The organism is Kitasatospora sp. NPDC097643 (assembly GCF_040302625.1).
Taxonomy (GTDB): Bacteria; Actinomycetota; Actinomycetes; order Streptomycetales; family Streptomycetaceae; genus Kitasatospora.
Genome location: NZ_JBEOSA010000013.1, coordinates 65,076 through 87,281 on the forward strand (window position 1 = coordinate 65,076; position 22,206 = coordinate 87,281).

Consider the following 22,206-nt stretch of genomic DNA (forward strand, 5'->3'; position numbering starts at 1 on the left):
GCGAAGGGAGGTGATCAGCATGGAGGACTTCGCTCGGCTCGACCCTGAGCCGGAGGAGGAGGTCGTCGTCCTGGGTGACGCGGCGCTCCTGACGAAGGGCAGCAACAGCCAGAGTGTGGAGGGCAAGCGCTCGCCCTACGACGCCTAACGGCAGTACTGCGGCGGCACCCCAGGACCCCCGGTGGGGTGCCGCCGCACCACTCTCGCGCTCATCTCACGGAGGTGATCACATGAGCTTGTTCGGTGGGTCGATTTCCCGGTCTGCTCCGTCCCGGGTCCCAGTTGGTGCACGGGTTGTGTGGCGCGGGCCGCTGGCCTGGTCGGCGGGTGCTCCTGTGCGCTCGGCGAAGGGTGCGGGTGGGCGGCGCCTGGCTGTGTTCGGTCCGTGCGGGGCGACGGACGCCGAGCTGATCCGTCTTGCCCACTCTGCGGACCTACGTGCTCTGGACGTGGCGGCTACGGCCTGGGCGGGTGCGTACACCCTGGTCGTCGACGATGGGTACGGCGTGTGCACGGTGTGGGCCGACCCGGCGGGCGCCGCCCCTGTCTACACCGCCCGGATGGACGGGGCCCCGGTGTGGGCGTCGAGTTCGCTCGCGCTGGCTTCCCTGCTCGGCGCCGAGCCTGATACCGCCTGGCTGGCCGCTCACCTGGCCGGCCCGACCGAGTGGGTTCCCGGCCGGTCGGCCTGGACGGGAGTGGAGCAGGTTCCGCCGGGGCACCGCTGGTCGGCCACCGCATCGGGCACGTCCGGCTTCACCCCGTTCTGGCGGGTGCCGGAACTCGCCTGGGCCGATGCCGTGCGGCGGCTGCGCGCTGACCTGACGGACGGCGTCCTGATCCGCGTCTCCGGTCGTGCGGCCTCCTCGGATCTGTCGGGCGGTCTGGACTCCAGCACCCTGGCGGCCCTCGCCGCCCAGTGCGGTCCGGTCACCGGCCTGACCTACCACCCCAAGGGCAGGGAGAGCGGTGGAGACATCGACCACGCCCGTGCCGTCGCCCGCGCGTTTCCCTCAATCCGCCACCGCTTCATGGCCCTGGGCCCGGAGCACCTGCCGTTCACCGGCCTCGGTTCCCTCCCACTGACGGACGAACCGGCGCCGTCCGCCATGGTTCACGCCCAACTGGGCGCACAGCTCGACATGTTGGGTTCGGAGGGCGTCGATGTCCATCTGACGGGCGACGGTGGCGACTCGTTGTTCATGCCACCGCCCGTGCACATGGCCGATCTGGCACGATCGGGCCGCTTCCTGCGCTTGGCCAGCGACGCACAGGCATGGGCGCGCCTCTACCGGTCAAGCCCCTGGACGGCGGTGGCCGCCGCCTGCAATGCCCCGGGCAAGCTCGGCGGGGCATCGGCGCCAAGGCCGTGGCTCACCCGCTACTCGCTCGACCTGGCCGACGCCGTCACCGCTCCGTACGCGGAGGTGAACGGCCTCGGGCACGCGGACCGCCACCTCCTGGAGGAAGCCCGCTACGTCGGCCGGAGCGCTGCGACGGAGAACCAGCTCGCCGCCGCGCACGGCATCGAGATGCACAACCCCTTCACGGACACCCGCATCGTGGAAGCCGTCCTCGCCACACCCGCGCCCGAGCGGTGGTCCGCGCACCGGTACAAGCCCCTGCTGACCGATGTCGTGGCTCGTCTCCTGCCTCCCGGTGTCCTCCAGCGCGGGGCCAAGGGGGTGTTCGCGGCCGACCATCACCACGGGTTGCGCGCGAACAAGGCGGGCGTCCTGGATCTCACGGGCGGCTACCTCGCGGACCTCGGCCTCGTCCATCCGGCGGCCCTGCGCTCGCTGCTGGGCAATGCCGTGCTCGGCGTGGACATCCCGTGGGGGCTGATCGAACCCGTCCTCGGCACGGAGCTGTGGCTCCGGTCCTCGACGGCTGCCGGACAGGCTGTTCAGTGGGAGGAGACAGCGTGACCACGCCCGTGCCGACTTCGCACACGCGCACCGCCCTGACCGACCGGGCGGGCGTCGTCGTCAACTACCGGACCGGCGAGACGATCGTCCTCACGGGTGGCGCACTCGCTCGCTGGCTCGGTGCCCTGGAGCAGAGCTCGGCTCCGGCTCCGGTGATGGTCAGGGACTCGGTGGTGTCATGGGGCACGAGCGAGGCCCCCGCCCGCCTGGAAGCGCTCGCCCCACCGCCGTTGGCCTGGCGCATGGCTGCTGCTGCCGTGCTGGCGGCGACCCTTGCCGTGCGCACCGCCGGCCGCCCGGGATCGAGGTTCGGCCGCCTACGCCACCTCGCCGAACTCGGCGGGAACCTCCCGTTGCCGACAACGGCCCACGCCCGCCTGGCGATACGCTCGGTCCGCTGGGCCGCTCGTGCGTTCCCGGCCCGCGTCGCATGCCTGGAGGAGTCCACCGCGGCCTCGCTCCTGCTCGCGCTCGGCGGCCGTGGGGGTGCCTGGCGGCACGGGGTGGCCACCGACCCGATACGGCTGCACGCCTGGATCTGTGACGTTCACGGCCTGCCGGTCGAAGAACCCGAGCACACTGGCGACTACACGCCGATCAACGCACCAACCGACCTGGAACGAGGCACCGATGCCCACTCCGAACATCCTGCTGCCCGGCAAGCGCGTCAGCCTTGCGATGACCAACCGTGACCACCTGACCGACTACCACCGCTGGGAGAACGATCCCGGCACGATCCTCGGCTTCGGCACGCAGGTCGCCCAGTCCTGGGAGGTCCGCGCCGGTGGCTGGGAGGCCCAGGGCCGCAACCGCGACTACCCCCAGTTCGAGGTGGTCACCGCCGACGACCACACCCCGGTGGGCATCACGACGCTCCAGATCGATCCGGCCGTGCGGACCGCCGAGTACGTGATCCTCCTGGCCCCGGAGGCACGCGGGAAGGGCTTCGCCGCTGAGGCCACTGAGCTGACGCTCCGCTGGGCCTTCGAGTACACGGCCCTGCGCATGGTGTGGCTCAAGGTCCTGGAGCCGAACGCGGCAGGCATCTCGGCCTACCAGAAGGCCGGGTTCCAGCCCGCCGGCCGCCTGCGGCAGTCGGGTTACTGGCTGGGTCGTCCCTGCGACGAACTGCTGATGGACGCCGTCGCCGACGACTTCCTTCTCACCGCCGAGTCGGCCTGAACCACAGGCGTAACCCGGACAACCTCATAAGCGCGCCGGACCACCCCTGACCTTGGCGGGGAGGGTGGTCCGGCGGCGAGCTGACCTCGCTGACCAGCCCTGGTGCCGCATGGTACTGGGGCCAGCGGCATGTTCAGAGCGATTTTCTGACTGGGGGTCAGCATGGTGGACGTGGCATGGGCGGATCTCGGCTGGGGCAGGCGGGGCGCCACTCCGGTCGGGCCCCCCGATAGCTGCCGAGTTGTAGGGGCGGGCGGGTTCGGTCAAGCCCGCATGTACGGGCCTGTGCCTGGCGACGGTGGCGAGCGATGCGGGCTTGACGGGTTCCGTTCGCCCCGGAGAATCGGGCGGCGGGGGGCCCGAACGAACGGCGGGCAACCATCGGCCTGGAGCTTGGCCACGTCGGGCCGGACAGCCTGTCCGGGGTCCATCCTGCCCAGCCGACCGCCACCTCGTTCCTTGCGCCGCCAGCGGGGCCGGCCATAGCGGGGCGGAGACAGGAGCGGCGGGCGGCAACGCGGCGGCGCGCGGCCCGCCTCTGGCGGGCCGCTCTTGATCCAGTAATGAAACTTTGAACACGCTCCCCCCGCCCCCTTCGTCTCCCTGGTTCTGGCCGCTCTCTGCTGGCCGTACGACTTCTTGCCTACTGCTGCCCTGATCAACCATGGGCGCCAGGAAATCCGCGGTGCCCATCTCCGCTCACCCTCCGCACGCCTCGACCCTGGCGCGCTCGCGCGAGCGTGGTCCGTTCCCTCCCCACCCCTCGGCCTCGCGTTGCTTCGACCCTGCCCGGCCGACTGCGGCACCGATTGCGCCCTGGGCACACCGCCGGACCGTGGCCGTCCGGGTGCTTCTCGCGGTCCTCTACCACAAGATCGGCTCCCTACAGCGAGCCGTCCGAGCGCGAAGGTTGGTGCGCGGGCCAGAAAGTTCCGGCTGTCGTGTCACACGGAGGGCCGTTCCCGGACCTGTATGAGATGCCACGTCCTTCCCGGGCCGAGGCGCCACTACCACAGAGGCGGAGAAACGTTTTTCCCCGTCGCGGTCGGAGGGTGGTGCGCGGGGGACGGGAAGAAAGTTCGGCCGTCGTGTCACACCGAGGCGGTTTTTCCGGCCTCTAGGGGGTGACGGGGCGAACCGCGAGGACGAAAGGGAGGAACAGGGCATGTCAGGCATGGAGTCGCGATCGGCGAAGTCTGTCCACAGGCTGTGTGTGGCGAACTGGTTGGACCGCGAGCGGGGCGGCTTCTATCAGGAATCGGCGGCCGGACCCAATCGCGGAAAGGCGGCATCGTGCCCTGCGTGCGGCCTGCCGGGGCGATCCGGGCACGCATGTGGCGCACATCACTGCACCCTCTATCGGGGCTGCCAGAACTGGGAGGTATCTATGCGAACCAACATCGCGGCGGGGTCGAAATACCAGCCCGCGTATCTCCCGCGCAAGGACAGACCCGGCAGCGATGGTGTATGTGGACCGAACGCTTCGGGGCCGACACGGCGACGGAATCTAGGAAGGAACTTCCAACTATGCGATGTGACCTTCGGCACGGAAACGGCCGGTCATTCCGCTCGTCGGCGCCAATCAACTCTCGGCATTTCTCGATGGCGCTCCGGCCAGCGGAAACTTCCAGGTTTCCAGATTGGACTCATCCGCCCTTCTTGCGGTTGGCTCAGCGACAGAGTCCCGCACGGCGGAATCTGGGGAAACGTTTCTCCCGCCCTGCGGGACTCGGCTCGGCCTGGCTTGCGGCGGAGGCCCCTGCGCTGCCCCGATGGCGTGGGGGGACGGCCTGCCGGTTACCTCGCCTGCGGGTCCGGTCACCTTGATGGCCGGTCTCGCGAAACCTTGATGGCCCCCTGAACCTTGATGGGCTCACCTTGATGAAAGGAGTTGCGGGAACGTTATGAAATCCGCCGAATTCATCAAGGAATCCATCAAGGAACGCGGGGTTGAGTGCGGCGAAACAGAAACAAGCGACAAGCGGGGAGAAAGGAATCCGATGCACGGCGACATCAGCCGCATCATTCAAGGGCTGGCGCAGATCGGCGGAGCGCTGTCGGAACTGAACGAGAGGGTCGACAGCCTCAACGGGCGGCTTGCTCGGCTCGCTCCACCCGCTCTTCCAGCTCCTCGATCTTCTGCCGAAGTTGCATCACCTGAGTCTGGGTCGCGGCAACCAGCTCGGTCAGCGTGGCGAGATCGGCGGCGGACACCTCAACGGTTTCGCCGCCGGCCTCCGCCGCTCGCCCGGCCTCGTCTGGTTCTCGCGACGGCTTCGCCGAGCCGCCGTTCGCCTTGCCTTCGGCTTCCCGCCGCTCGTCCGCCTCGCGCTTGTAGCGCTGGAAAGCCTCCCGCCCGGCCCGCCTCATGGGGTTCTCCTCGGGCGTGCTGGTGCGCACGTAACTACCGCGCCCCTGGACCGCGTAGATGTACCCCTCGTCCTTGAGCAGTCGAAGGGCGTTCTGGACGGTCGAGCTGGCCAACCCGTACTGCTCCTGGAGCGCACGGGCGGAAGGCAGCCTCTCGCCGGGCTTGTACCGACCGGCCTCGATCTCCATCCGTAGCGCGTCCGCCGCCTGCACGTAGGGCGGCCGGGCGTCATCTTCAAGCGGCAGCGTCATGCATCGAGGGTAGCCGCCGCGACGCACACGCGACACACCCCGCGTACCCATGAATCCCGGGTGTATCGCAACACTCGAATGTATCGGGTGTTGCAGGTGTAGCGGGTGTGCGTGTACTGTCCTCGACGTCGGGAACTCCCGACAACCTCCAACCCCTCCTCTCACTGGAGTCCTTCATGGCTCGTATCACCATCCGCCCCGACCTGACCGGCACGTCCCACCTGCTCGCTACCCCTGCGGCGGTGAAGATGGCCGACGCCGCCACGGGCCAGGTCGCCACCGACCGCGAGAGTGGCGCGACCCTCTACACGGTCCAGCTCCTGGAGACCTACGAGGGCACGGCTCAGCTGATCAAGGTCACCGTTCCGGAGAGCGAGGCGCTTCTCTCGCTCACTCCGGGCAGCATGGTCCGTCCGGTCGGCCTGATCGCCACCCCGTGGGCGAACCTCTTCAACGGCCAGGTCAGCTCCGGTGTGGCCTACCGGGCTGAGGCCCTGGTGGCTGCGCCCCCGGCCGCCCCGGCGTCGAAGTCGGCCGCCAAGACCGCTGAGCCCGTCGCCTCGTGACCGGCATCGGCCCCGCCCGGATCGTCGGGCCCGTGGACTGCTCGTCTGCGGGCCCGGCCCCGGCCCCCTCCCCGATGCTCTACCCGCTCCTGGCGCCGGATGACGACCCCCGGTTCACCTTCGGCCTGGTCCTCGACCTCGCGGCCGTCCTCGCCGAACACGGCTACCCGCCGATCACCTCCGGCACGGACCTGGTGAACCTGCAACAGGCCCTCTTCCGCTTCCTCTACAACCTCAAGGACCCCGTCTGATGAACGCCTCCCCGCCCCCGACCGCCCCGCACCCGGCCACTTCGGGTGTCCTGGGCCCGATCGGCTCCGTGCCGTCGTGGCTGCCCTACGTCGTCGGTGCCGCCGTGCTCGTCGCGCTCGCCTACCTGGTCGTGATCGGCGTGCGCTACCTGTCCGCCGACACCGAGACGCGCCGCTCGATCCGCCAGGCCGCCCGCATCCGCCGCACCTGGCCGCGCCTGGCCCGCAACCTCGGCCTGGTCACTACCGACCGCACCCCCACGTTCCTCCAGTCCCTCGCCACCACCGGGGACAAGAAGCCCGAACCCCGCACCCTCACCCCCAAGCTCCACACCAAGCCCGACCCGTACGGCGTCACGGTCACCGTGAAGACGGTGCCCAAGATCGGCCTGGAGGAGTTCCAGAAGCGCGCCGACCACCTCGCCGACGCCTGGGAGTGCACCCGCGTCTCCGTCAACCCGGACGGCCCCGGCAAGCTCCGCATCCGCGCCGTACGCCGCGAACCCCTCTTCGAGCCCTACGCCTACACCCCGGACGGCAAGCCCCCCAAGGACCTGTCCGTCTGGGACCTGGGCATCGACGAGTACGCCCTCGCCTCGGTCCTGCGCATGTCCAACGTGCCCGGCGTGTGCGTCGCCGGCCTTCCCGGCTACGGCAAGACCAGCCTGATCAACGGCCTCATCTCCCGCCTCGCCCCCTCCGGCGCGGTCCAGTTCGCGGTGGCGGACGGCAAGGTGTCCGAAGCCCACGAAGGCGACTACGCCGACGTCGTCAACCGCCTGTTCGCCTTCGTCGGTGACGACCTCGAAGCCGCGAACAAGCTCTTCGACCGCCTCGTGAAGCTGCGGCGCCGACGCTCCTCCTCGATCCGGCGCGTGCTGGGCACCGCCAACATGTGGGCCAAGGGCCCCAGCGCGGCATGGCCGCTGGTCGTCCTGGTGATCGACGAAGCGCACACCTACTTCCGCGAGTACAAGGGCACCGACCCCGCGACCAAGCGCCTGGCCGGCCTCGCACAGGAAAACGCCCGCCTGGTCGAGGACCTGGTGAAGAAGGGCCGCTCGGTGGGCATCGTGGTCGTCCTGGCCACGCAGAAGGCCACCGGCGACGCCATCCCCACCTTCATCCGCGACGTGTGCCCGGTCTCGCTGTCCTTCGCCCAGAAGACCACCGATGCCGCAGTGGCCGCCCTGGGTGAGGACATTCGCAACTGGCCGGAGGCGAACCCGGTCTCGATGCAGGACCCCGGCTTCGTCGGCGTCGCGTCCATGGTCCGCCAGGGCCAGGAAGGCTACACCCGCATCCGCATCCCCTACGTCGAACCCGAGCACGTCGCCCGCGTCGCCGAAGCCTCCGCGCACCTGACGGCCGACCCGTTCGAGCTGCTGACCCTCCAGACGGGGCCGAACCTGACCAAGGACACCGACCTCGACACCGTCGCCTGACCATGACCCTCCCAACCGGTAGACCAGAAGGGAGGGTTGGCGATGGCCGCCACCACCCCCGCCGCACCCGGCACCGCCCGTGCGGGAACGTTCACCCGCGTCACGGTCACGATCGTGATGGCGGTCATCGCCTCCCTCGCCTTCGTCTTCTCCTTCGGCAACGTCTGGGCCCTCGCCCTGCGCCTGGGCGTCCCCCACCCGATCGCACCCCTGATCGCCCCCATGGTCGACCTGTCCGTCGTCGGCCTCCTCGTCGCCCTCCACCACCTCGTCCTGACCGGCACCGAGCCCGGCCAACTCCGCTCCGCCACCCGGCTCATGCACCTGTGCGGCGCTCTCACCCTCGCCCTCAACACCGCCGAACCCGTCATCGCCGGCCACTACGGACGCGCCTGCCTCGACACCGTCGCCCCCGCCCTCCTCCTCGGCTGGGGAGCGGTCGGCCCCGACCTCCTGCGCCACCTCGCCACCACAACACCCAACCCCAACAAGGGACTTGAACCTGACACCATCAACCCCCTGGCCCCGACTCCTGCCCCGCCGACCCCACCGGCCGACCAGCCCACCCCGGCACCCGAGCCCGCTGCGTCCCCTGCGGATACGGCCCCGCCGACCCCGGCGGCTGAACCCCCGGTGGAACCCGAACCCGCTCCGGACCTCCAGCCCGAGCCCGTTGCCACGCCCGCCCCGGCCGCTGAGCCCCCGGCCCCCGCGCCCCCGGTCCTGACCGACGCCCCGGCCCCCGCACCTGCGGCCCTGCCGGACGTACCGGCCCCGCTGCTGGGCGCCGCCCGCCGGATCGCCGACGACCACCGCGCCCGCACCGGCGACGTGATCACCCCCGGCGAACTGCGCGCCCGCCTCGGCGTCCCGCCCCGCCTGGCCGACGCCGTCCACGCCCACCTGGCCGCCGTCCCCGCCTGATCACCCCCGTCCCACCCGCCTCGCGCCGACCGCGAGCACCACACCCCTCGTGGTCGGCGCGACGGCACCCCCATGCCTCACCACCCCTCGACTGCCCGGAAGGACAGCCCTGTGACCGATCTCCACCCCGACCTCCTCGACCTGCGCGCGGTCGCCTCACTGGCCGCCCGGGACCTGGTCCACCTCGCCAACCGCGACGACTTCGACCGCATCGAGGCCACCGTCGAGCGCCTTGCCGGATGCGCCCACCCCATCCAACTGACCGGCAGTACCACCACGTTCGACAAGGCCACCGGCGACGTGCTGCGGCACTACTCCAGCGCCTCCGAACCCCTCGGCCGCACCCTCATCGCCTGCGGCAACCGCCGCTCCACCCGCTGCCCCTCCTGCTCCCGCGTCTACGCCGCCGACACCTACCAGCTCATCCGCGCCGGACTCGCCGGAGGCAAGGGCACCCCCGAAGCCGTCCGCACCCACCCCCGCGTCTTCGTCACCCTCACCGCCCCCTCCTTCGGCCCCGTCCACAACCGCCCCACCACCCGCACCGGCAAGCCCTTCCCCTGCCGCTGCGGCACCCTCCACGGCGCCGACCACCCGGCCCTGGGCACCCCCGTCGACCCCGCCACCTACGACTACGCCGGAGCCGTCCTCTTCAACGCCCACGCCGGAGCCCTCTGGGCCCGCTTCACCACCTACCTGCGCCGCGAGGTCGCCCACGCCGCCGGCCTCACCGTCAAGGAACTGCGCGACCACTGCCGGGTCTCCTTCGCCAAGGTCGCCGAGTTCCAAAAGCGCGGCCTGGTCCACTTCCACGCCATCGTCCGCCTCGACGGCCCCGAAGGCTCCACCACCACCCCGCCCGCCTGGGCCACCACCGACCTCCTCACCGACGCCGTCCGCACCGCCGCCTCCAAGGTGGCCGTCACCGTGACCGGCGACTCCATCGGCGAACGCGTCCTTCGCTGGGGCGCTCAACTCGACGTCCGCGTGATCCGCAACCCCGACACCGCCGACCGCGACGACACCCCGCTCACCGATGCTGCCGTGGCCGGGTACGTCGCCAAGTACGCCACCAAATCCGCGGAAGGCACCGGCACCATCGACCACCCCCTCTACTGCACCCGGTGCAAGGGACGCGGACGCACCCCCACCGACACCGGCGACACCCAATGCCGCTCATGCGAGGGCACCGGCCTGGCCGAACCCATCGCCGACCTCAAGGTAGCCGCACACGTCCGCCAGATGATCCGCACCTGCTGGGACCTCGGCCGCCGCGTCACCGACTTCGCCGACCTCAAGCTCACCAAGTGGGCCCACATGCTCGGCTTCCGTGGCCACTTCTCCACCAAGTCCCGCCGCTACTCCACCACTCTCGGCACCCTCCGGGGCGTCCGCCGCACCTGGCAGAGCGAACAAGCCCGCCTCCGCGCCGGACACCCGCCCCTCGACCCCGACACCACTCTCGTCGTCTCCGACTGGCGATACCTCGCCACCGGCTACACCCCCGGCGAAGAACTCCTCGCCCAAACCGTCCGCGACAACCGCACCGCCACACAACGCCTCAAGCGAGAAGGGGACTTGGAATGACGACAGCAGCCCCTAATCTCGACTGGGCGCGCGATTGTGTCGCCGAAGTCTTCGCCGACACCGTTGTCGGCGAATTCCTCACCGAGCAGCACGGAGACGGCCGATCGGCAGATGCCTCCACGTGGCTCGTGAGCACGGAGTTTCCAACCGTCGCCGCCGATCTCGCCGCGTTGCTTGGCGACGCTACGGCTGAGCCGATGGCGACCACCGGCGGCCACATCACTGTGGCAACGCGGACCACCGAAGTTCCGGTTGTGCTGGACGGACCGGAGGCTGTGACCTGTGCTCTTGTCCAGCACGCCGCGACGCGCAGTCTGGTACCTGCCATCTCTGTCCGTTTCCGACTCGCTCACGGCTATCAGCTCGGCGCATTCCGCTTCCGCTCTGCATCCTGGGATCTTGCCGAGACGGTCATGGACGTACAGCACGCGCTTGCCCAAACCGATGGGCGATCGCTCTGCAAGCTCTCCCTGCAACTGGTCCGGTTCACGGCACGGGACGGCGTCGAGATGGCCTTCTGCAAGCCCGCGCTGACGGTCCTCCGGGCCCACGGCGAGCAAAACTGACAACTCAACCCCGAACAGAGCGGCCCGCCTTCGATACCTCCGAAGGCGGGCCGCTCGCGTTCGTCAGTCCGCTACTTCCTCGGGGGCCGACCGGTCATCGCCTTGAGCGCTCGCCCCTTCCGCTGCCGTGACCTTCCCGGCTACGGACCGCCGCATCATCCCCTCCTCGCCGAAGTGGAGGGCGAGCCGCTTAAGGTCCAGGACCTTGCCCGCTTTCTCCGCCGGGGCCACCTCGACGTACGCGCCAGTGCTGAGCAACAGGTCCCGCTTCCCGGCCACGTCGGCGTCCCGCCAGACCTCCTCATGCGTCTTGCCGATCGGGACCACCTCCGTTCCCGCCGGCTTCGCGTTCCGCTGCCGCTCCTTGAGGTCGGCGATCCGATCCTCCAGCCGGGCGTACTGCGCCGTGTAGCGTGCCGCGCCGTCGTCGCCCTTGAAGAGACCGCGCTCGTACCGGTCCTTCTCCAGATCAGTCAGTGCCTCCTCGGCCTGCCTGATCTGCGGCCGGAAGTTCTCCCCTGCGTGCTCCACCACCCGCACAACGGGAAGACGGCCGAACTTCCGAAGGAACTCCGCCTCGACGTGATCCTCCATCCCCTTGCCCGCGATGCTCACGCCGTAGCAGTCGACCGCGACGCCGCCTTGCCGCTTCTTGAGCCGACCGATGCAGCGGTACCGGGTCCGCCCGCTGGCCACGTAGGTGTACATCCGGAAGCCGCACAGCGCACAGTGCACCACCCCGCGCAGCAACGACGTCGCTTCCCGCCTGCGCTCGCCCGGGTTGTTCGAGCGGCGGCCCAGTTCGTCCTGGAGCGCCTGCCAGGTGTCCATGTCCAGGATCGGCGGCCGGTTGACCAACGGCAGTCCATCGGTCCGAAGGATCGGCTTGCCGTCCTCGATGACCTGTCCGAGCAACTGCGGGTTGCTCAGCAGACTCCGGAGCGAAGTCGTGTACCACTTCTTCGAGTTGCTGCGCTTGCCGGTGGTCTGTCGCGACGTGTGCCCCGGCGACGGGACGTCGGCCTTCGTCAGGTCGATGGCAATCTGAATCAAGGAGTCCTTGGCCAGCACCCGCTTCACGATCGAGTGGATGGTCTTGGCCTCCTCCTGGTTGACGACCAGCACCTTTCCCGCGCCGTCCGGGTTCGGGGCCACCTCGTAGCCGTAGGGAACGCGTCCCCCGGTGTAGCGGCCCTCCCGCCGAAGGTGCTCATGGGCACCGGCGACCCGCATGCCGATGGTGTCCGACTCCAGCTCGGCGAAGACGGCGATCACCTTCGCCATGGCCCGTCCCATGGACGACGTGAGGTCGAGCGGTTCCGTCGCCGACGCCAGCGCGACGCTCTGCGCCTCGGTGATCTTCATGATCTCGGCGAAGTCCACCGTAGACCGGGCAAGCCGGTCGATCTTGAAGAACACGATCACGTCGAACTCGTCGAGCCGCTCCAGGATCTTCTGGAGCCCCGGCCGCTCCAGGCCCCGCGAGAACCCGGAGACGTCGATGTCCTCCTCGACGGCGACCACGGTCCAACCGCGAGCCGCGCACAGCTGCTCGCAGGCCGCCCGCTGGCGCTCTGGCGAAGTAGTTTCCTCTGTCTCGCGCGATAGGCGAACATAGATAGCTGCGCGCATGCCGGGTGCGCTGGCCGGAACGCCCTTCCGGCGTCGGGCTCGGGGCATGGCCCGAACGGTGGCAGTCGTGGTCTCTGTCACGCGGTGATCCTATCCACGGAGGTATGTGTGTCCTGCCTAATCGTCCAGAGCGACAAGACTCTCCTCCTGGAGATCGACCACCCCAAGGCCGCCGACTGCCGTCGCGCCATCGCGCCGTTCGCCGAGTTGGAGCGCGCGCCCGAGCACGTGCACACGTACCGGGTGACACCGCTCGGGCTGTGGAACGCACGGGCGGCGGGGCACGACGCCGAGCAGGTGGTGGACGCCCTGGTGACGTACTCGCGCTACCCGGTGCCGCACGCGCTGCTGGTGGACGTGGCCGACACCATGGGCCGGTACGGCCGGCTGCAACTCGTCAAACACCCGACGCACGGGCTGGTGCTGACCACGACCGACCGGCCGGTGCTGGAGGAGGTGCTGCGTTCCAAGAAGATCGTCCCGCTGGTCGGCGCCCGGGTCGACCCGGACACCGTGGTGGTGCACCCCTCCGAGCGCGGCCAGATCAAGCAGGTGCTGCTCAAACTCGGCTGGCCCGCCGAGGACTTCGCCGGTTACGTGGACGGCGAGGCGCACCCGATCCAGCTGGAGGAGGACGGCTGGCAGCTGCGCCCGTACCAGGCGCAGGCGGTGGAGGGCTTCTGGCACGGCGGCTCGGGCGTCGTCGTGCTGCCCTGCGGCGCCGGCAAGACCCTGGTGGGCGCGGCCGCGATGGCGCACGCCAAGTCGACCACGCTGATCCTGGTGACCAACACGGTGTCGGCCCGCCAGTGGAAGCACGAGCTGGTCAAGCGCACCTCGCTGACCGAGGACGAGATCGGCGAGTACAGCGGGACGCGCAAGGAGATCCGCCCGGTCACCATCGCCACCTACCAGGTGATGACGACCAAGCGGAAGGGCGTGTACGCGCACCTGGAGCTGTTCGACGCCCGCAACTGGGGCCTGGTGGTCTACGACGAGGTGCACCTGCTGCCCGCGCCGGTGTTCAAGTTCACCGCCGACCTCCAGGCCCGCCGCCGCCTGGGCCTGACCGCGACCCTGGTGCGCGAGGACGGCCGCGAGGGCGACGTGTTCAGCCTGATCGGCCCCAAGCGCTTCGACGCGCCGTGGAAGGAGATCGAGGCGCAGGGCTACATCGCGCCGGCCGACTGCTGCGAGGTGCGGGTCACCCTGACCGACTCCGAGCGGCTGGCCTACGCCACCGCCGAGCCCGAGGAGCGGTACCGCTTCTGCGCCACCACGGCGACCAAGCGGCGGGTGGTGGAGGCGCTGGTGAAGAAGCACGAGAAGGACCAGACGCTGATCATCGGCCAGTACATCGACCAGCTGGACGAGCTCGGCGAGGCCCTGGACGCGCCGGTGATCAAGGGCGAGACCAGCAACGCCCAGCGCGAGAAGCTGTTCGACGCGTTCCGCAACAAGGAGATCGGCGTGCTGGTGGTCTCCAAGGTCGCGAACTTCTCGATCGACCTGCCCGAGGCGACCGTGGCCATCCAGGTCTCCGGGACCTTCGGCTCCCGCCAGGAGGAGGCCCAGCGGCTGGGCCGGGTGCTGCGCCCGAAGGCGGACGGGCACGCGGCGCACTTCTACTCGGTGGTCGCGCGGGACACCGTGGACCAGGACTTCGCCGCCCACCGGCAGCGCTTCCTGGCCGAACAGGGCTACGCGTACCGCATCATCGACGCGGACGACGTGCTGTAGGGCGGCCCTACGACGGACTAGTACCGGACACCGTCGCGCCCGAGGAAGATCACGCGCGCGGCGGTGTCCAGGGCGATCCCGACGTTGCGGACGGCGGTGCTCAGCGGGTTGCGGTGACGGCCGGGAGCGGCGGTGGCACCGGCCGGACCGCCGGGGGGACGGGTACGGGTTCGGGTCTTTGTGCTCATACTTCAACCGTAGGCACCCGAGCGGCCGCGCACATCACTCCAACGGCCGTACCCGCCCGGCCGCGGCTCGTCCTCCGGGTGTACGGCACCCCTGAGAGCCTGCGGGGCTGGAACCCTGAGCCGGACCGGTCTAAGATCGTTCGCCTGCCCCCTCCCGAACCGTGGTACCTGCTGAAGTCCCGCAGGCAGCCGGGGGAGGCCCCGACCGCTCGGCAACCGGCCGGTTGTACCCACCGTGAGCTCCATCGATCCGCTGCACCCGCCACCGGGGCAGCCGGGAAGGTTCGCTGTGCCCGCCACCCCCACCACCGACCCCCTCCAGCGCGAACGCGACCACCTGGCCGCGTCCCGGGCCGCGCTGCGAGCGATGCGCGAGGACGTCCAGTCACTGGACCTGCGCGACGTGACCGGCACCTGGGTGTCCGCCGTCGTCCTCCAGAACCAGATCGAGGCCCGGATCGCCGCCCTGGCCGACCTGGCCCACACCCCGCTCTTCTTCGGCCGCCTGGACTACCTGCACGCGATCAGCGAAGAGTTGTCCGAAGGCGGGGGCGGAGAGAGCTTCTACATCGGCCGCCGGCACGTCCACGACGCCGACGGCGACCCGATGGTGATCGACTGGCGCGCGCCGGTCTCCCAGCCGTTCTACCGGGCCAGCCGCACCGAGCCGCTGGACGTCGAGCGCCGCCGCCGCTTCGGCTACACCGGCGGCGAGCTCACCGCGTACGAGGACGAGCACCTGAGCGACCCGAGCGAGGCGGACACCGCCTCCGCCCTGCTCGCCGCCGAGATCGAGAAGCCCCGCGTCGGCCCGATGCGCGACATCGTGGCCACCATCCAGCCCGAGCAGGACGAGATCGTCCGCGCCGACGTCTCGGGCACCATCTGCGTCCAGGGCGCCCCCGGCACCGGGAAGACCGCCGTGGGCCTGCACCGCGTCGCCTACCTGCTGTACGCGCACCGCGAGCGCCTGGCCCGCACCGGCACCCTGGTGATCGGGCCGAACAACGCCTTCCTCTCCTACATCGAGCAGGTGCTCCCGGCCCTGGGCGAGCTGGACGTCGCCCAGTCCACCGTGCAGCAGCTGGTCGGGCACGTCGAGGTGCGGGGCGAGGACACCCCGGAGGCGGCCCGGCTGAAGGGCGACGCCCGGATGGCCGAGGTGCTGCGCCGGGCGGTGCGCGCGGGCATCACGCTGCCCACCGAACCCTGCGTGGTGGTCCGCGGCTCCCGCCGCTGGCGCGTCCCGGTGTACGAACTGACGGAGATCATCGAGGAGTTGAAGGGCCGCGAGGTCCGCTACGGCGCCGCCGGCGACGCCCTGCCGCAGCGCATCGCGCACGCCGTGCTGCTGAAGATGGAGCAGGGCGGCGAGGCCCCGGACGACCGGGTGCAGGACGCGGTGGCCCGCAACACCGCGGTCAAGGCGGTGGTCAAGCAGTGCTGGCCACCGGTGGACCCGGCCAAGCTGGTGCTGCGGCTGCTCTCCGACCCGGAGTTCCTGGCGGCCTGCGCGGAGGGCGTGCTCACCGCCGAGGAGCAGCAGGCGGTGCTCTGGCCCAAGCCCGGCCGCTCGGTGAAGACCGCCCGCTGGACGCCGGCCGACGCCGTCCTGGTCGACGAGGCGACGGACCTGGTGCAGCGCACGCCCTCGCTCGGCCACGTGGTGCTGGACGAGGCGCAGGACCTCTCCCCGATGCAGTACCGGGCGGTCGGCCGCCGCTGCACCACCGGCTCGGCGACCGTCCTCGGCGACCTCGCCCAGGGCACCACCCCGTGGGCGACGGCGAGTTGGCCGGAGGCCCTGCACCACCTGGGCAAGTCGGGCGCCCACGTCGAGGAGCTGACCAAGGGCTTCCGGGTGCCGGAGGAGGTCATCGCCTACGCCTCCCGGCTGCTCCCGGCGATCGCCCCGGGCCTGGCCCCGGCCAGCTCGGTCCGCGACGCGCCGGGCTCGCTGACGATCCGCCAGATCGCCGACGGGGAGCAGCCGGAGGCCGTCCTCGCGGCCTGCCGGGAGGCCCTGACGCGCGAGGGCTCGACCGGGCTGATCGTCGCCGACGCCCGCGTCCCGCTGTTCGCCGAGGCGCTGGCCGCGGCCGGCCTGCCGTACCTCTCCCCCGGCGCCGAGACCAGCGCCGAGGCCCGGCTGACGCTCGTGCCGGCCTCGCTGGCGAAGGGCCTGGAGTACGACTACGTGGTGCTGGACGAGCCGGCCGCGGTGATCGCCGGCGAGCCGGACGAGCGGACCGGCCTGCGCCGGCTGTACGTGGCGCTCACCCGCGCCGTCTCCGGTCTGACGGTGCTGCACACCGAGCCGCTGCCCGAGCAGCTCCGGTAGCGCGCCGCGGGGGCCGGCCCGCAAAGGACCGGCCCCCTCCCGCACGACGGGTACGGCGACCGTCGGCTGTCGGCGCTTCCACGCTCAGCCGTCGATCAGCGCCCGCCACTCGGCGACCTTGGCCGCGTCCACCGGCGTCTGCCAGCCGCCGGCCCGGACCGCGCCGCCGACGTGGAAGGCGTCGAATCCCTCAGCCCGCAGGCCCTTGAGGTGTTCGGCCCGCAGGCCGCCGCCGATCAGGATCCGCTGGTCGTACCCGGGTTCGCCCCGGCGGGCCAGTTCGGCCGCCAGTACCTCGCGCCCGGCGCCCACACCGGCCGCGTCGCCCGAGGTGAGGAAGGTGTCCAGCCCGGGCAGCGCGCCGACGGCGGCCCGCAGGGCGGCCCGGTCGGTGCTGTGGTCGATCGCCCGGTGGAAGGTCCAGCGGCAGCCGGCCACCGCCTCGGCGACCACCGTGGTGGCGGCCAGGTCGACGGCGCCGTCCGTGTCCAGGAAGCCGAGCACGAACTCCTCGGCGCCCTCGGCCCGCAGCGCGGCGGCCCGGGCGCACAGCTCGTCCAGGTCGCCGGGGGCGAAGCCGTCCCGGATCCGGAGCATGACGCGCAGCGGCAGCCGGACGGCGGCCCGGATCCGGGCGAACTCCTCGACGGACGGGGTGAGCCCGTCCGCGGCCATGTCGGTGACCAGTTCGAGCCGGTCGGCGCCGCCCGACTCGGCGGCCCGGGCGTCCTGGGGGGTCAGCGCGATGACTTCGAAAATTGGTCTAGACATGCCGGACAGCCTGCCACATCCGCAGGTCCCCGGCGAGACCGCCCCGGCCCCGGCGAGACCGCCCCAGCCCCAGCCCACCGGGCCGGTCACGCCACGCTGCGGCCCGCCCCGGTGTCGCCGCCCTCGCCGCCACCGCGGCCGATCCGCTGCATGCCCATCGCGGCCAGCACCAGGAGCACCAGGACCGGCAGCGCCACCGGCAGCAGCTGCGACAGCCCGCGCGCCTCCCGCCAGATGTTGAACAGGCTGGCGAACGTCGTCAGCGACAGCACCGCGACCCCCACGGCGGCCGGCGCCACCCGCCCGCGCAACGCGGTGAAGGTCAGCAGCAGCGGCGCCAGCAGCAGCACCGCGAACCACTGGACGTCCAGCGGGAAGCTGGTGTCGTCCCACCGCTGGAGCGCCACCAGCAGCCCACCGCCGACCACCGAGGCCAACACCAGCCCGCGGGTGCGCCAGCCGGGCCGCGGCAACAGATCGGTCGGCGCCGCGAGCAGCAGCACCGCGGAGAGCGCGGACGGCAGGGTGGCCGAACCGACGTAGCCCGCCCACCACCAGTCGAAGAACGCCGGGCCCGTGAACGCCTGCGCCAGGACGGACAGTCCGAAGGCCGCCTGGAGCACCGCGACCACCCGCACCGCCGTCCAGCGCCCCAGCAGGGCTGCCATCCCGAGCAGCAGCGCGAGCACCGGCGGCGCGATGGTCAGGGCGTACGTGGTGTACGAGTGGTCCCAGGTGAGCCGCCAGGAGGCGTGGTCCGGATCGCTCACCCACGGCACCAGCCCCGAACCGGCCAGCGCCCCGGCGACCATCGGCGCGGCCAGCGCCAGCACCCGCCCCGGCACCGAGCCGCCGGTCAGCCCGAGCCGCACCCGCAGCCCGTACGCGGCTAGGTCGAACACCTCCCGGGCGAGGGCGGACCGGCCCGCCTCCGCGGTGGTGTCGGCGAACACCGCGGCCATCTCCTCGCCCCGCTCCCGGCGGTAGCGGGCCGGGTAGAGCTGGAGCACCGCGCGCAGCGCGGCCGAAGGCTCCCCGATCGTCGGCGTGGTCATGCGAAACTCCCCCCTGTCGTGGACCGCCCCTGCGGTCCTGCCTTTCCCCGCACCATCGACCGGACCACGGCGAGCCGGCGTTCGGCCTCGGTGGCGACGGCCCGCAGCCGCTCCGCCTCGGTGGCCAGCGCGCCGCGTCCGACGTCGGTCAGCGCGTAGGTGCGCCGGGCCCGGCCGTCCACGATCTCCTCGGCGGTGACCTCGATCAGGCCCTGGCCCAACAGTCGGTCGAGGGCGCCGTAGAGCGTGCCGGTGCGCATCTTGACCCGGCCACCGGAGATCGCGGCGATCTCCTGGATGAGCGCGTAGCCGTGCCGCGGGGCATCGGCGAGCGCGGTGAGCAGAAGCAGCGTGGGCTCCTGCATGGAGCGTTCTGTCATGTGACTACATATATCGTTGATCTACCTATAGGTCCAGCACTCGGCCCGACAGAATGTCTCCCATGCCCACCACCGAGGACCCGACCGACGCCCTGCTCGCCGACTGGACCGCCCTGCTGCACCGCTGCGCCGCCACCACCGACCCCGAGCCGTACGGGCGGGAGCTGCTGCGCCGCTGGTCGGAGCCGCAGCGCCGCTACCACACCACCGCCCACCTGCACGCGGCCCTGCGGCACGTGGACGACCTCGCCGGACACGCCGACGATCCGGACGCCGTCCGGCTCGCGGCCTGGTTCCACGACGCCGTCTACCGGCCCGACCGCTCGGAGAACGAGGAGCGCAGCGCCGCCCTGGCGGTCCGTGCGCTGACCGCCGCCGGCCTGCCCGCCGCCCGGGTGGCCGAGGTCGAACGCCTGGTGCTGCTCACCGTCACCCACCGCCCCGGGGCGGGCGACCGCGACGGCGAGGTGCTCTGCGACGCGGACCTCGCCGTGCTCGGCGGCACCCCCGAGGCGTACGCGGCGTACGCGGCCGCCGTCCGCGCGGAGTACGCCTTCGTCCCGGAGCCGGACTTCCGGGCGGGCCGGGCCCGTGTCCTGCGGCAGCTGCTCGCGCTCCCCGCGCTCTACCGCACCCCCACCGCCGACGCCCGCTTCACGGCCGCCGCCCGCCGCAACCTCGCCGCCGAACTCGACTCGCTGGCGCCCGCCGGGCCCGACCCCCTGACGCCCGCCGGGCCCAACCCCCTGGCCGGCTAGGGCGTGTCTTTCGGATCACGTCGGACCAGCGGGCGTCGTTGGGGTGCGTGCATCGGCGGCGCCGAGGAGGGAGTCCATGCGGAGCATCGGCGACTGACGAGAAGCCGTCGAGGTGCGTGCCCCGGCGGCGACCGCCCGGCGTGATCCGAAAGACACGCCCTAGACGAGTTGCCCCACCGGCGCGACCACCACGCCCTGCTTGCCGCACACCCAGTGCGGCTCGGGCCCGAGCTCCGGCTCCACGCTGAGCGCGTGCGGGTCCCCGTCGGCCGCACAGTCGGCGCACAGCGGCCAGCGCCCGTACGCCTCCAGCAGCGCGTCCTGGACGTCCTGGGCGACCAGCCCGAGCACGTACTCGGTGCCGTCCGGCCACTGCTCCAGCCACCACCGGCGGTGTGTGACCGCGTTCTCCACCAGCGAGACGACGGCGGCGTCCGCCACGTCCCGCGTGGTGAGGTCGGCCAGGATCAGCGCCCGCGCGTTGTGCAGGGCGGTCTCGATGTCGGTCTCGATGTCGTCGGAAGCCATCCGTCCATTCTCCGCTCGTACCCGGGAAACGCCGTGTGGGCGGCCCCCCGAAGGGGACCGCCCACACGATCCGGAATCAACCGATCCGATCGAATGCGATCAGGATCAGAAGTCCATGTCACCGCCCGGCATGCCGCCGCCGGCGGCCGCGGCGGCCTTCTCCGGCTTGTCGGCGATGACGGCCTCGGTGGTGAGGAACAGCGCCGCGATGGAGGCGGCGTTCTGCAGCGCGGAGCGGGTGACCTTGGCCGGGTCGATGATGCCCTCGGCGACCAGGTCGACGTACTCGTTGGTGGCGGCGTTCAGGCCGTGACCGGCGGGGAGGTTGCGCACCTTCTCCACCACGACGCCACCCTCGAGGCCGGCGTTGGTCGCGATCTGCTTGATCGGGGCCTCCAGCGCCACGCGGACGATGTTGGCACCGGTGGCCTCGTCGCCCTCCAGCTCCAGCTTGTCGAAGGCGACACCGGCCTGGAGCAGCGCGACGCCACCACCGGCGACGATGCCCTCCTCGACGGCGGCCTTGGCGTTGCGGACGGCGTCCTCGATGCGGTGCTTGCGCTCCTTGAGCTCCACCTCGGTGGCCGCGCCGGCCTTGATGACGGCCACGCCGCCGGCCAGCTTGGCGAGGCGCTCCTGGAGCTTCTCGCGGTCGTAGTCCGAGTCGCTGTTCTCGATCTCGGCACGGATCTGGTTCACGCGGCCGGCGACCTGCTCGCTGTCACCGCCACCGTCGACGATGGTGGTCTCGTCCTTGGTGATGACCACCTTGCGGGCGGTGCCCAGCAGGTCGATGCCGGCGTTCTCCAGCTTGAGGCCGACCTCCTCGGAGATCACGGTGCCACCGGTGAGGATGGCGATGTCGCCGAGCATGGCCTTGCGGCGGTCGCCGAAGCCCGGGGCCTTGACGGCGACGGACTTGAAGGTGCCGCGGATCTTGTTCACGACCAGGGTCGACAGGGCCTCGCCCTCGACGTCCTCGGCGATGATGACGAGCGGCTTGCCGCTCTGCATGACCTTCTCCAGCAGCGGCAGCAGGTCCTTGACCGAGCCGATCTTGGAGTTGGCGATGAGGATGTACGGGTCCTCGAACGTCGCCTCCATGCGCTCCAGGTCGGTCGCGAAGTAGGCGGAGATGTAGCCCTTGTCGAAGCGCATGCCCTCGGTGAGCTCGAGCTCCAGACCGAAGGTGTTGCTCTCCTCGACGGTGATGACGCCTTCCTTGCCGACCTTGTCCATGGCCTCGGCGATCAGCTCGCCGATCTGGGTGTCAGCGGCGGAGATGGAGGCGGTGGAGGCGATCTGCTCCTTGGTCTCCACGTCCTTGGCCTGGGCCAGCAGCTGGTCGGAGACGGCGGCGACGGCCTTCTCGATGCCGCGCTTCAGGGCCATCGGGTTGGCGCCGGCGGCGACGTTGCGCAGACCCTCGCGAACCAGGGCCTGGGCGAGCACGGTGGCGGTGGTGGTGCCGTCACCCGCGACGTCGTCCGTCTTCTTGGCGACCTCCTTGACGAGCTCCGCACCGATCTTCTCGTACGGGTCCTCGAGCTCGATCTCCTTGGCGATGGAGACACCGTCGTTGGTGATGGTGGGGGCGCCCCACTTCTTCTCCAGCACGACGTTGCGACCCTTGGGGCCGAGCGTGACCTTCACTGCGTCGGCGAGCTGGTTCATGCCACGCTCAAGGCCGCGGCGAGCTTCCTCATCAAAGGCGATGATCTTGGCCATCTGAAGTGGTCCTC

Annotated in this window: 21 protein-coding genes; 13 read left to right on the forward strand and 8 right to left on the reverse strand. The window is 71.1% G+C overall.

Annotation, left to right across the window (positions count from 1 at the left end):
* Positions 1 to 19 precede the first annotated feature (19 nt).
* The 4 genes from ABTY15_RS11750 (at position 20) to ABTY15_RS11765 (ending at position 3,110) form a co-directional block, all read left to right on the forward strand.
* Complete coding sequence (locus ABTY15_RS11750; RefSeq protein WP_350580324.1) at positions 20 to 148, forward strand: albusnodin family lasso peptide; 129 nt, start codon at positions 20 to 22, stop codon at positions 146 to 148.
* Positions 149 to 230: 82 nt separating this feature from the next.
* Positions 231 to 1,928, forward strand: coding sequence for an albusnodin/ikarugamycin family macrolactam cyclase (locus ABTY15_RS11755; RefSeq protein ID WP_350580327.1), 1,698 nt, complete (start codon positions 231 to 233; stop codon positions 1,926 to 1,928).
* Positions 1,925 to 2,620: a lasso peptide biosynthesis B2 protein gene (locus tag ABTY15_RS11760; RefSeq protein WP_350580330.1), complete on the forward strand. Its 696-nt coding sequence runs from the start codon at positions 1,925 to 1,927 to the stop codon at positions 2,618 to 2,620. The genes ABTY15_RS11755 and ABTY15_RS11760 overlap by 4 nt, the downstream gene beginning before the upstream one ends.
* Complete coding sequence (locus tag ABTY15_RS11765; protein ID WP_350580333.1) at positions 2,559 to 3,110, forward strand: GNAT family N-acetyltransferase; 552 nt, start codon at positions 2,559 to 2,561, stop codon at positions 3,108 to 3,110. Before ABTY15_RS11760 ends, ABTY15_RS11765 begins: the two co-directional genes overlap by 62 nt.
* 2,085 nt (positions 3,111 to 5,195) lie before the next feature.
* Here the strand turns inward: ABTY15_RS11765 and ABTY15_RS11770 are convergent.
* Positions 5,196 to 5,732: a GntR family transcriptional regulator gene (locus ABTY15_RS11770; RefSeq protein WP_350580335.1), complete on the reverse strand. Its 537-nt coding sequence runs from the start codon at positions 5,730 to 5,732 to the stop codon at positions 5,196 to 5,198.
* 176 nt (positions 5,733 to 5,908) lie between these two features.
* Here ABTY15_RS11770 and ABTY15_RS11775 point away from each other — a divergent pair, with 176 nt between their 5' ends.
* From ABTY15_RS11775 to ABTY15_RS11800, 6 genes are all read left to right on the forward strand, one after another.
* The gene (locus ABTY15_RS11775; RefSeq protein WP_350580338.1) at positions 5,909 to 6,298 is read left to right on the forward strand and encodes an SCO3933 family regulatory protein; all 390 of its coding nucleotides are present in this window, start codon (positions 5,909 to 5,911) and stop codon (positions 6,296 to 6,298) included.
* A 32-nt stretch (positions 6,299 to 6,330) separates the two neighbouring features.
* Positions 6,331 to 6,549, forward strand: a complete 219-nt coding sequence (locus tag ABTY15_RS11780) for a hypothetical protein (protein WP_350580340.1) — start codon at positions 6,331 to 6,333, stop codon at positions 6,547 to 6,549.
* On the forward strand, positions 6,549 to 7,994 hold the full coding sequence (locus ABTY15_RS11785) for an FtsK/SpoIIIE domain-containing protein (protein WP_350580343.1): 1,446 nt from the start codon (positions 6,549 to 6,551) through the stop codon (positions 7,992 to 7,994). Before ABTY15_RS11780 ends, ABTY15_RS11785 begins: the two co-directional genes overlap by 1 nt.
* Positions 7,995 to 8,036: 42 nt before the next feature.
* Entirely contained in the window at positions 8,037 to 8,918 is an 882-nt protein-coding gene (locus ABTY15_RS11790) for a DUF2637 domain-containing protein (protein WP_350580346.1), read from the forward strand.
* A 72-nt stretch (positions 8,919 to 8,990) separates the two neighbouring features.
* Positions 8,991 to 10,505 carry a replication initiator gene (locus ABTY15_RS11795; protein WP_350580349.1) on the forward strand — a complete coding sequence of 505 codons (1,515 nt, stop codon included), beginning with the start codon at positions 8,991 to 8,993 and terminating at the stop codon, positions 10,503 to 10,505.
* The gene (locus ABTY15_RS11800) at positions 10,502 to 11,071 is read left to right on the forward strand and encodes a hypothetical protein (protein ID WP_350580352.1); all 570 of its coding nucleotides are present in this window, start codon (positions 10,502 to 10,504) and stop codon (positions 11,069 to 11,071) included. The genes ABTY15_RS11795 and ABTY15_RS11800 overlap by 4 nt, the downstream gene beginning before the upstream one ends.
* A 63-nt stretch (positions 11,072 to 11,134) precedes the next feature.
* On the opposite strand, the gene ABTY15_RS11805 is transcribed toward ABTY15_RS11800, so the two are convergent.
* A complete protein-coding gene (locus ABTY15_RS11805; protein ID WP_350580354.1) occupies positions 11,135 to 12,784 on the reverse strand; it encodes a recombinase family protein in 1,650 nt (549 codons plus the stop codon).
* Between the two features lie 27 nt (positions 12,785 to 12,811).
* Between ABTY15_RS11805 and ABTY15_RS11810 the strand changes: the two genes are divergently transcribed.
* Positions 12,812 to 14,443 carry a DNA repair helicase XPB gene (locus tag ABTY15_RS11810; protein ID WP_350580357.1) on the forward strand — a complete coding sequence of 544 codons (1,632 nt, stop codon included), beginning with the start codon at positions 12,812 to 12,814 and terminating at the stop codon, positions 14,441 to 14,443.
* A 17-nt stretch (positions 14,444 to 14,460) separates the two neighbouring features.
* Here the strand turns inward: ABTY15_RS11810 and ABTY15_RS11815 are convergent, their stop codons facing one another.
* Positions 14,461 to 14,631: a hypothetical protein gene (locus tag ABTY15_RS11815; RefSeq protein ID WP_350580360.1), complete on the reverse strand. Its 171-nt coding sequence runs from the start codon at positions 14,629 to 14,631 to the stop codon at positions 14,461 to 14,463.
* 289 nt (positions 14,632 to 14,920) lie between these two features.
* On the opposite strand from ABTY15_RS11815, the gene ABTY15_RS11820 reads away from it, so the two are divergent.
* A complete protein-coding gene (locus tag ABTY15_RS11820) occupies positions 14,921 to 16,972 on the forward strand; it encodes a HelD family protein (RefSeq protein WP_350580363.1) in 2,052 nt (683 codons plus the stop codon).
* A gap of 84 nt (positions 16,973 to 17,056) precedes the next feature.
* Here the strand turns inward: ABTY15_RS11820 and ABTY15_RS11825 are convergent, their stop codons facing one another.
* The 3 genes from ABTY15_RS11825 to ABTY15_RS11835 form a co-directional block, all read right to left on the reverse strand.
* Complete coding sequence (locus tag ABTY15_RS11825; protein ID WP_350580366.1) at positions 17,057 to 17,743, reverse strand: copper homeostasis protein CutC; 687 nt, start codon at positions 17,741 to 17,743, stop codon at positions 17,057 to 17,059.
* Between the two features lie 86 nt (positions 17,744 to 17,829).
* Positions 17,830 to 18,798: a hypothetical protein gene (locus ABTY15_RS11830; protein WP_350580369.1), complete on the reverse strand. Its 969-nt coding sequence runs from the start codon at positions 18,796 to 18,798 to the stop codon at positions 17,830 to 17,832.
* The gene (locus ABTY15_RS11835) at positions 18,795 to 19,178 is read right to left on the reverse strand and encodes a PadR family transcriptional regulator (protein WP_350580372.1); all 384 of its coding nucleotides are present in this window, start codon (positions 19,176 to 19,178) and stop codon (positions 18,795 to 18,797) included. The genes ABTY15_RS11830 and ABTY15_RS11835 overlap by 4 nt, the downstream gene beginning before the upstream one ends.
* Before the next feature lie 62 nt (positions 19,179 to 19,240).
* On the opposite strand from ABTY15_RS11835, the gene ABTY15_RS11840 reads away from it, so the two are divergent.
* Positions 19,241 to 19,936, forward strand: a complete 696-nt coding sequence (locus tag ABTY15_RS11840; protein ID WP_350580378.1) for an HD domain-containing protein — start codon at positions 19,241 to 19,243, stop codon at positions 19,934 to 19,936.
* Positions 19,937 to 20,095: 159 nt separating this feature from the next.
* On the opposite strand, the gene ABTY15_RS11845 is transcribed toward ABTY15_RS11840, so the two are convergent.
* Positions 20,096 to 20,464: a DUF8819 family protein gene (locus ABTY15_RS11845; protein WP_350580381.1), complete on the reverse strand. Its 369-nt coding sequence runs from the start codon at positions 20,462 to 20,464 to the stop codon at positions 20,096 to 20,098.
* A 105-nt stretch (positions 20,465 to 20,569) separates the two neighbouring features.
* Positions 20,570 to 22,192 (reverse strand): chaperonin GroEL, encoded by a 1,623-nt coding sequence (gene groL / locus ABTY15_RS11850; protein WP_350580383.1) that lies wholly within the window; start codon positions 22,190 to 22,192, stop codon positions 20,570 to 20,572.
* Positions 22,193 to 22,206 lie beyond the last annotated feature (14 nt).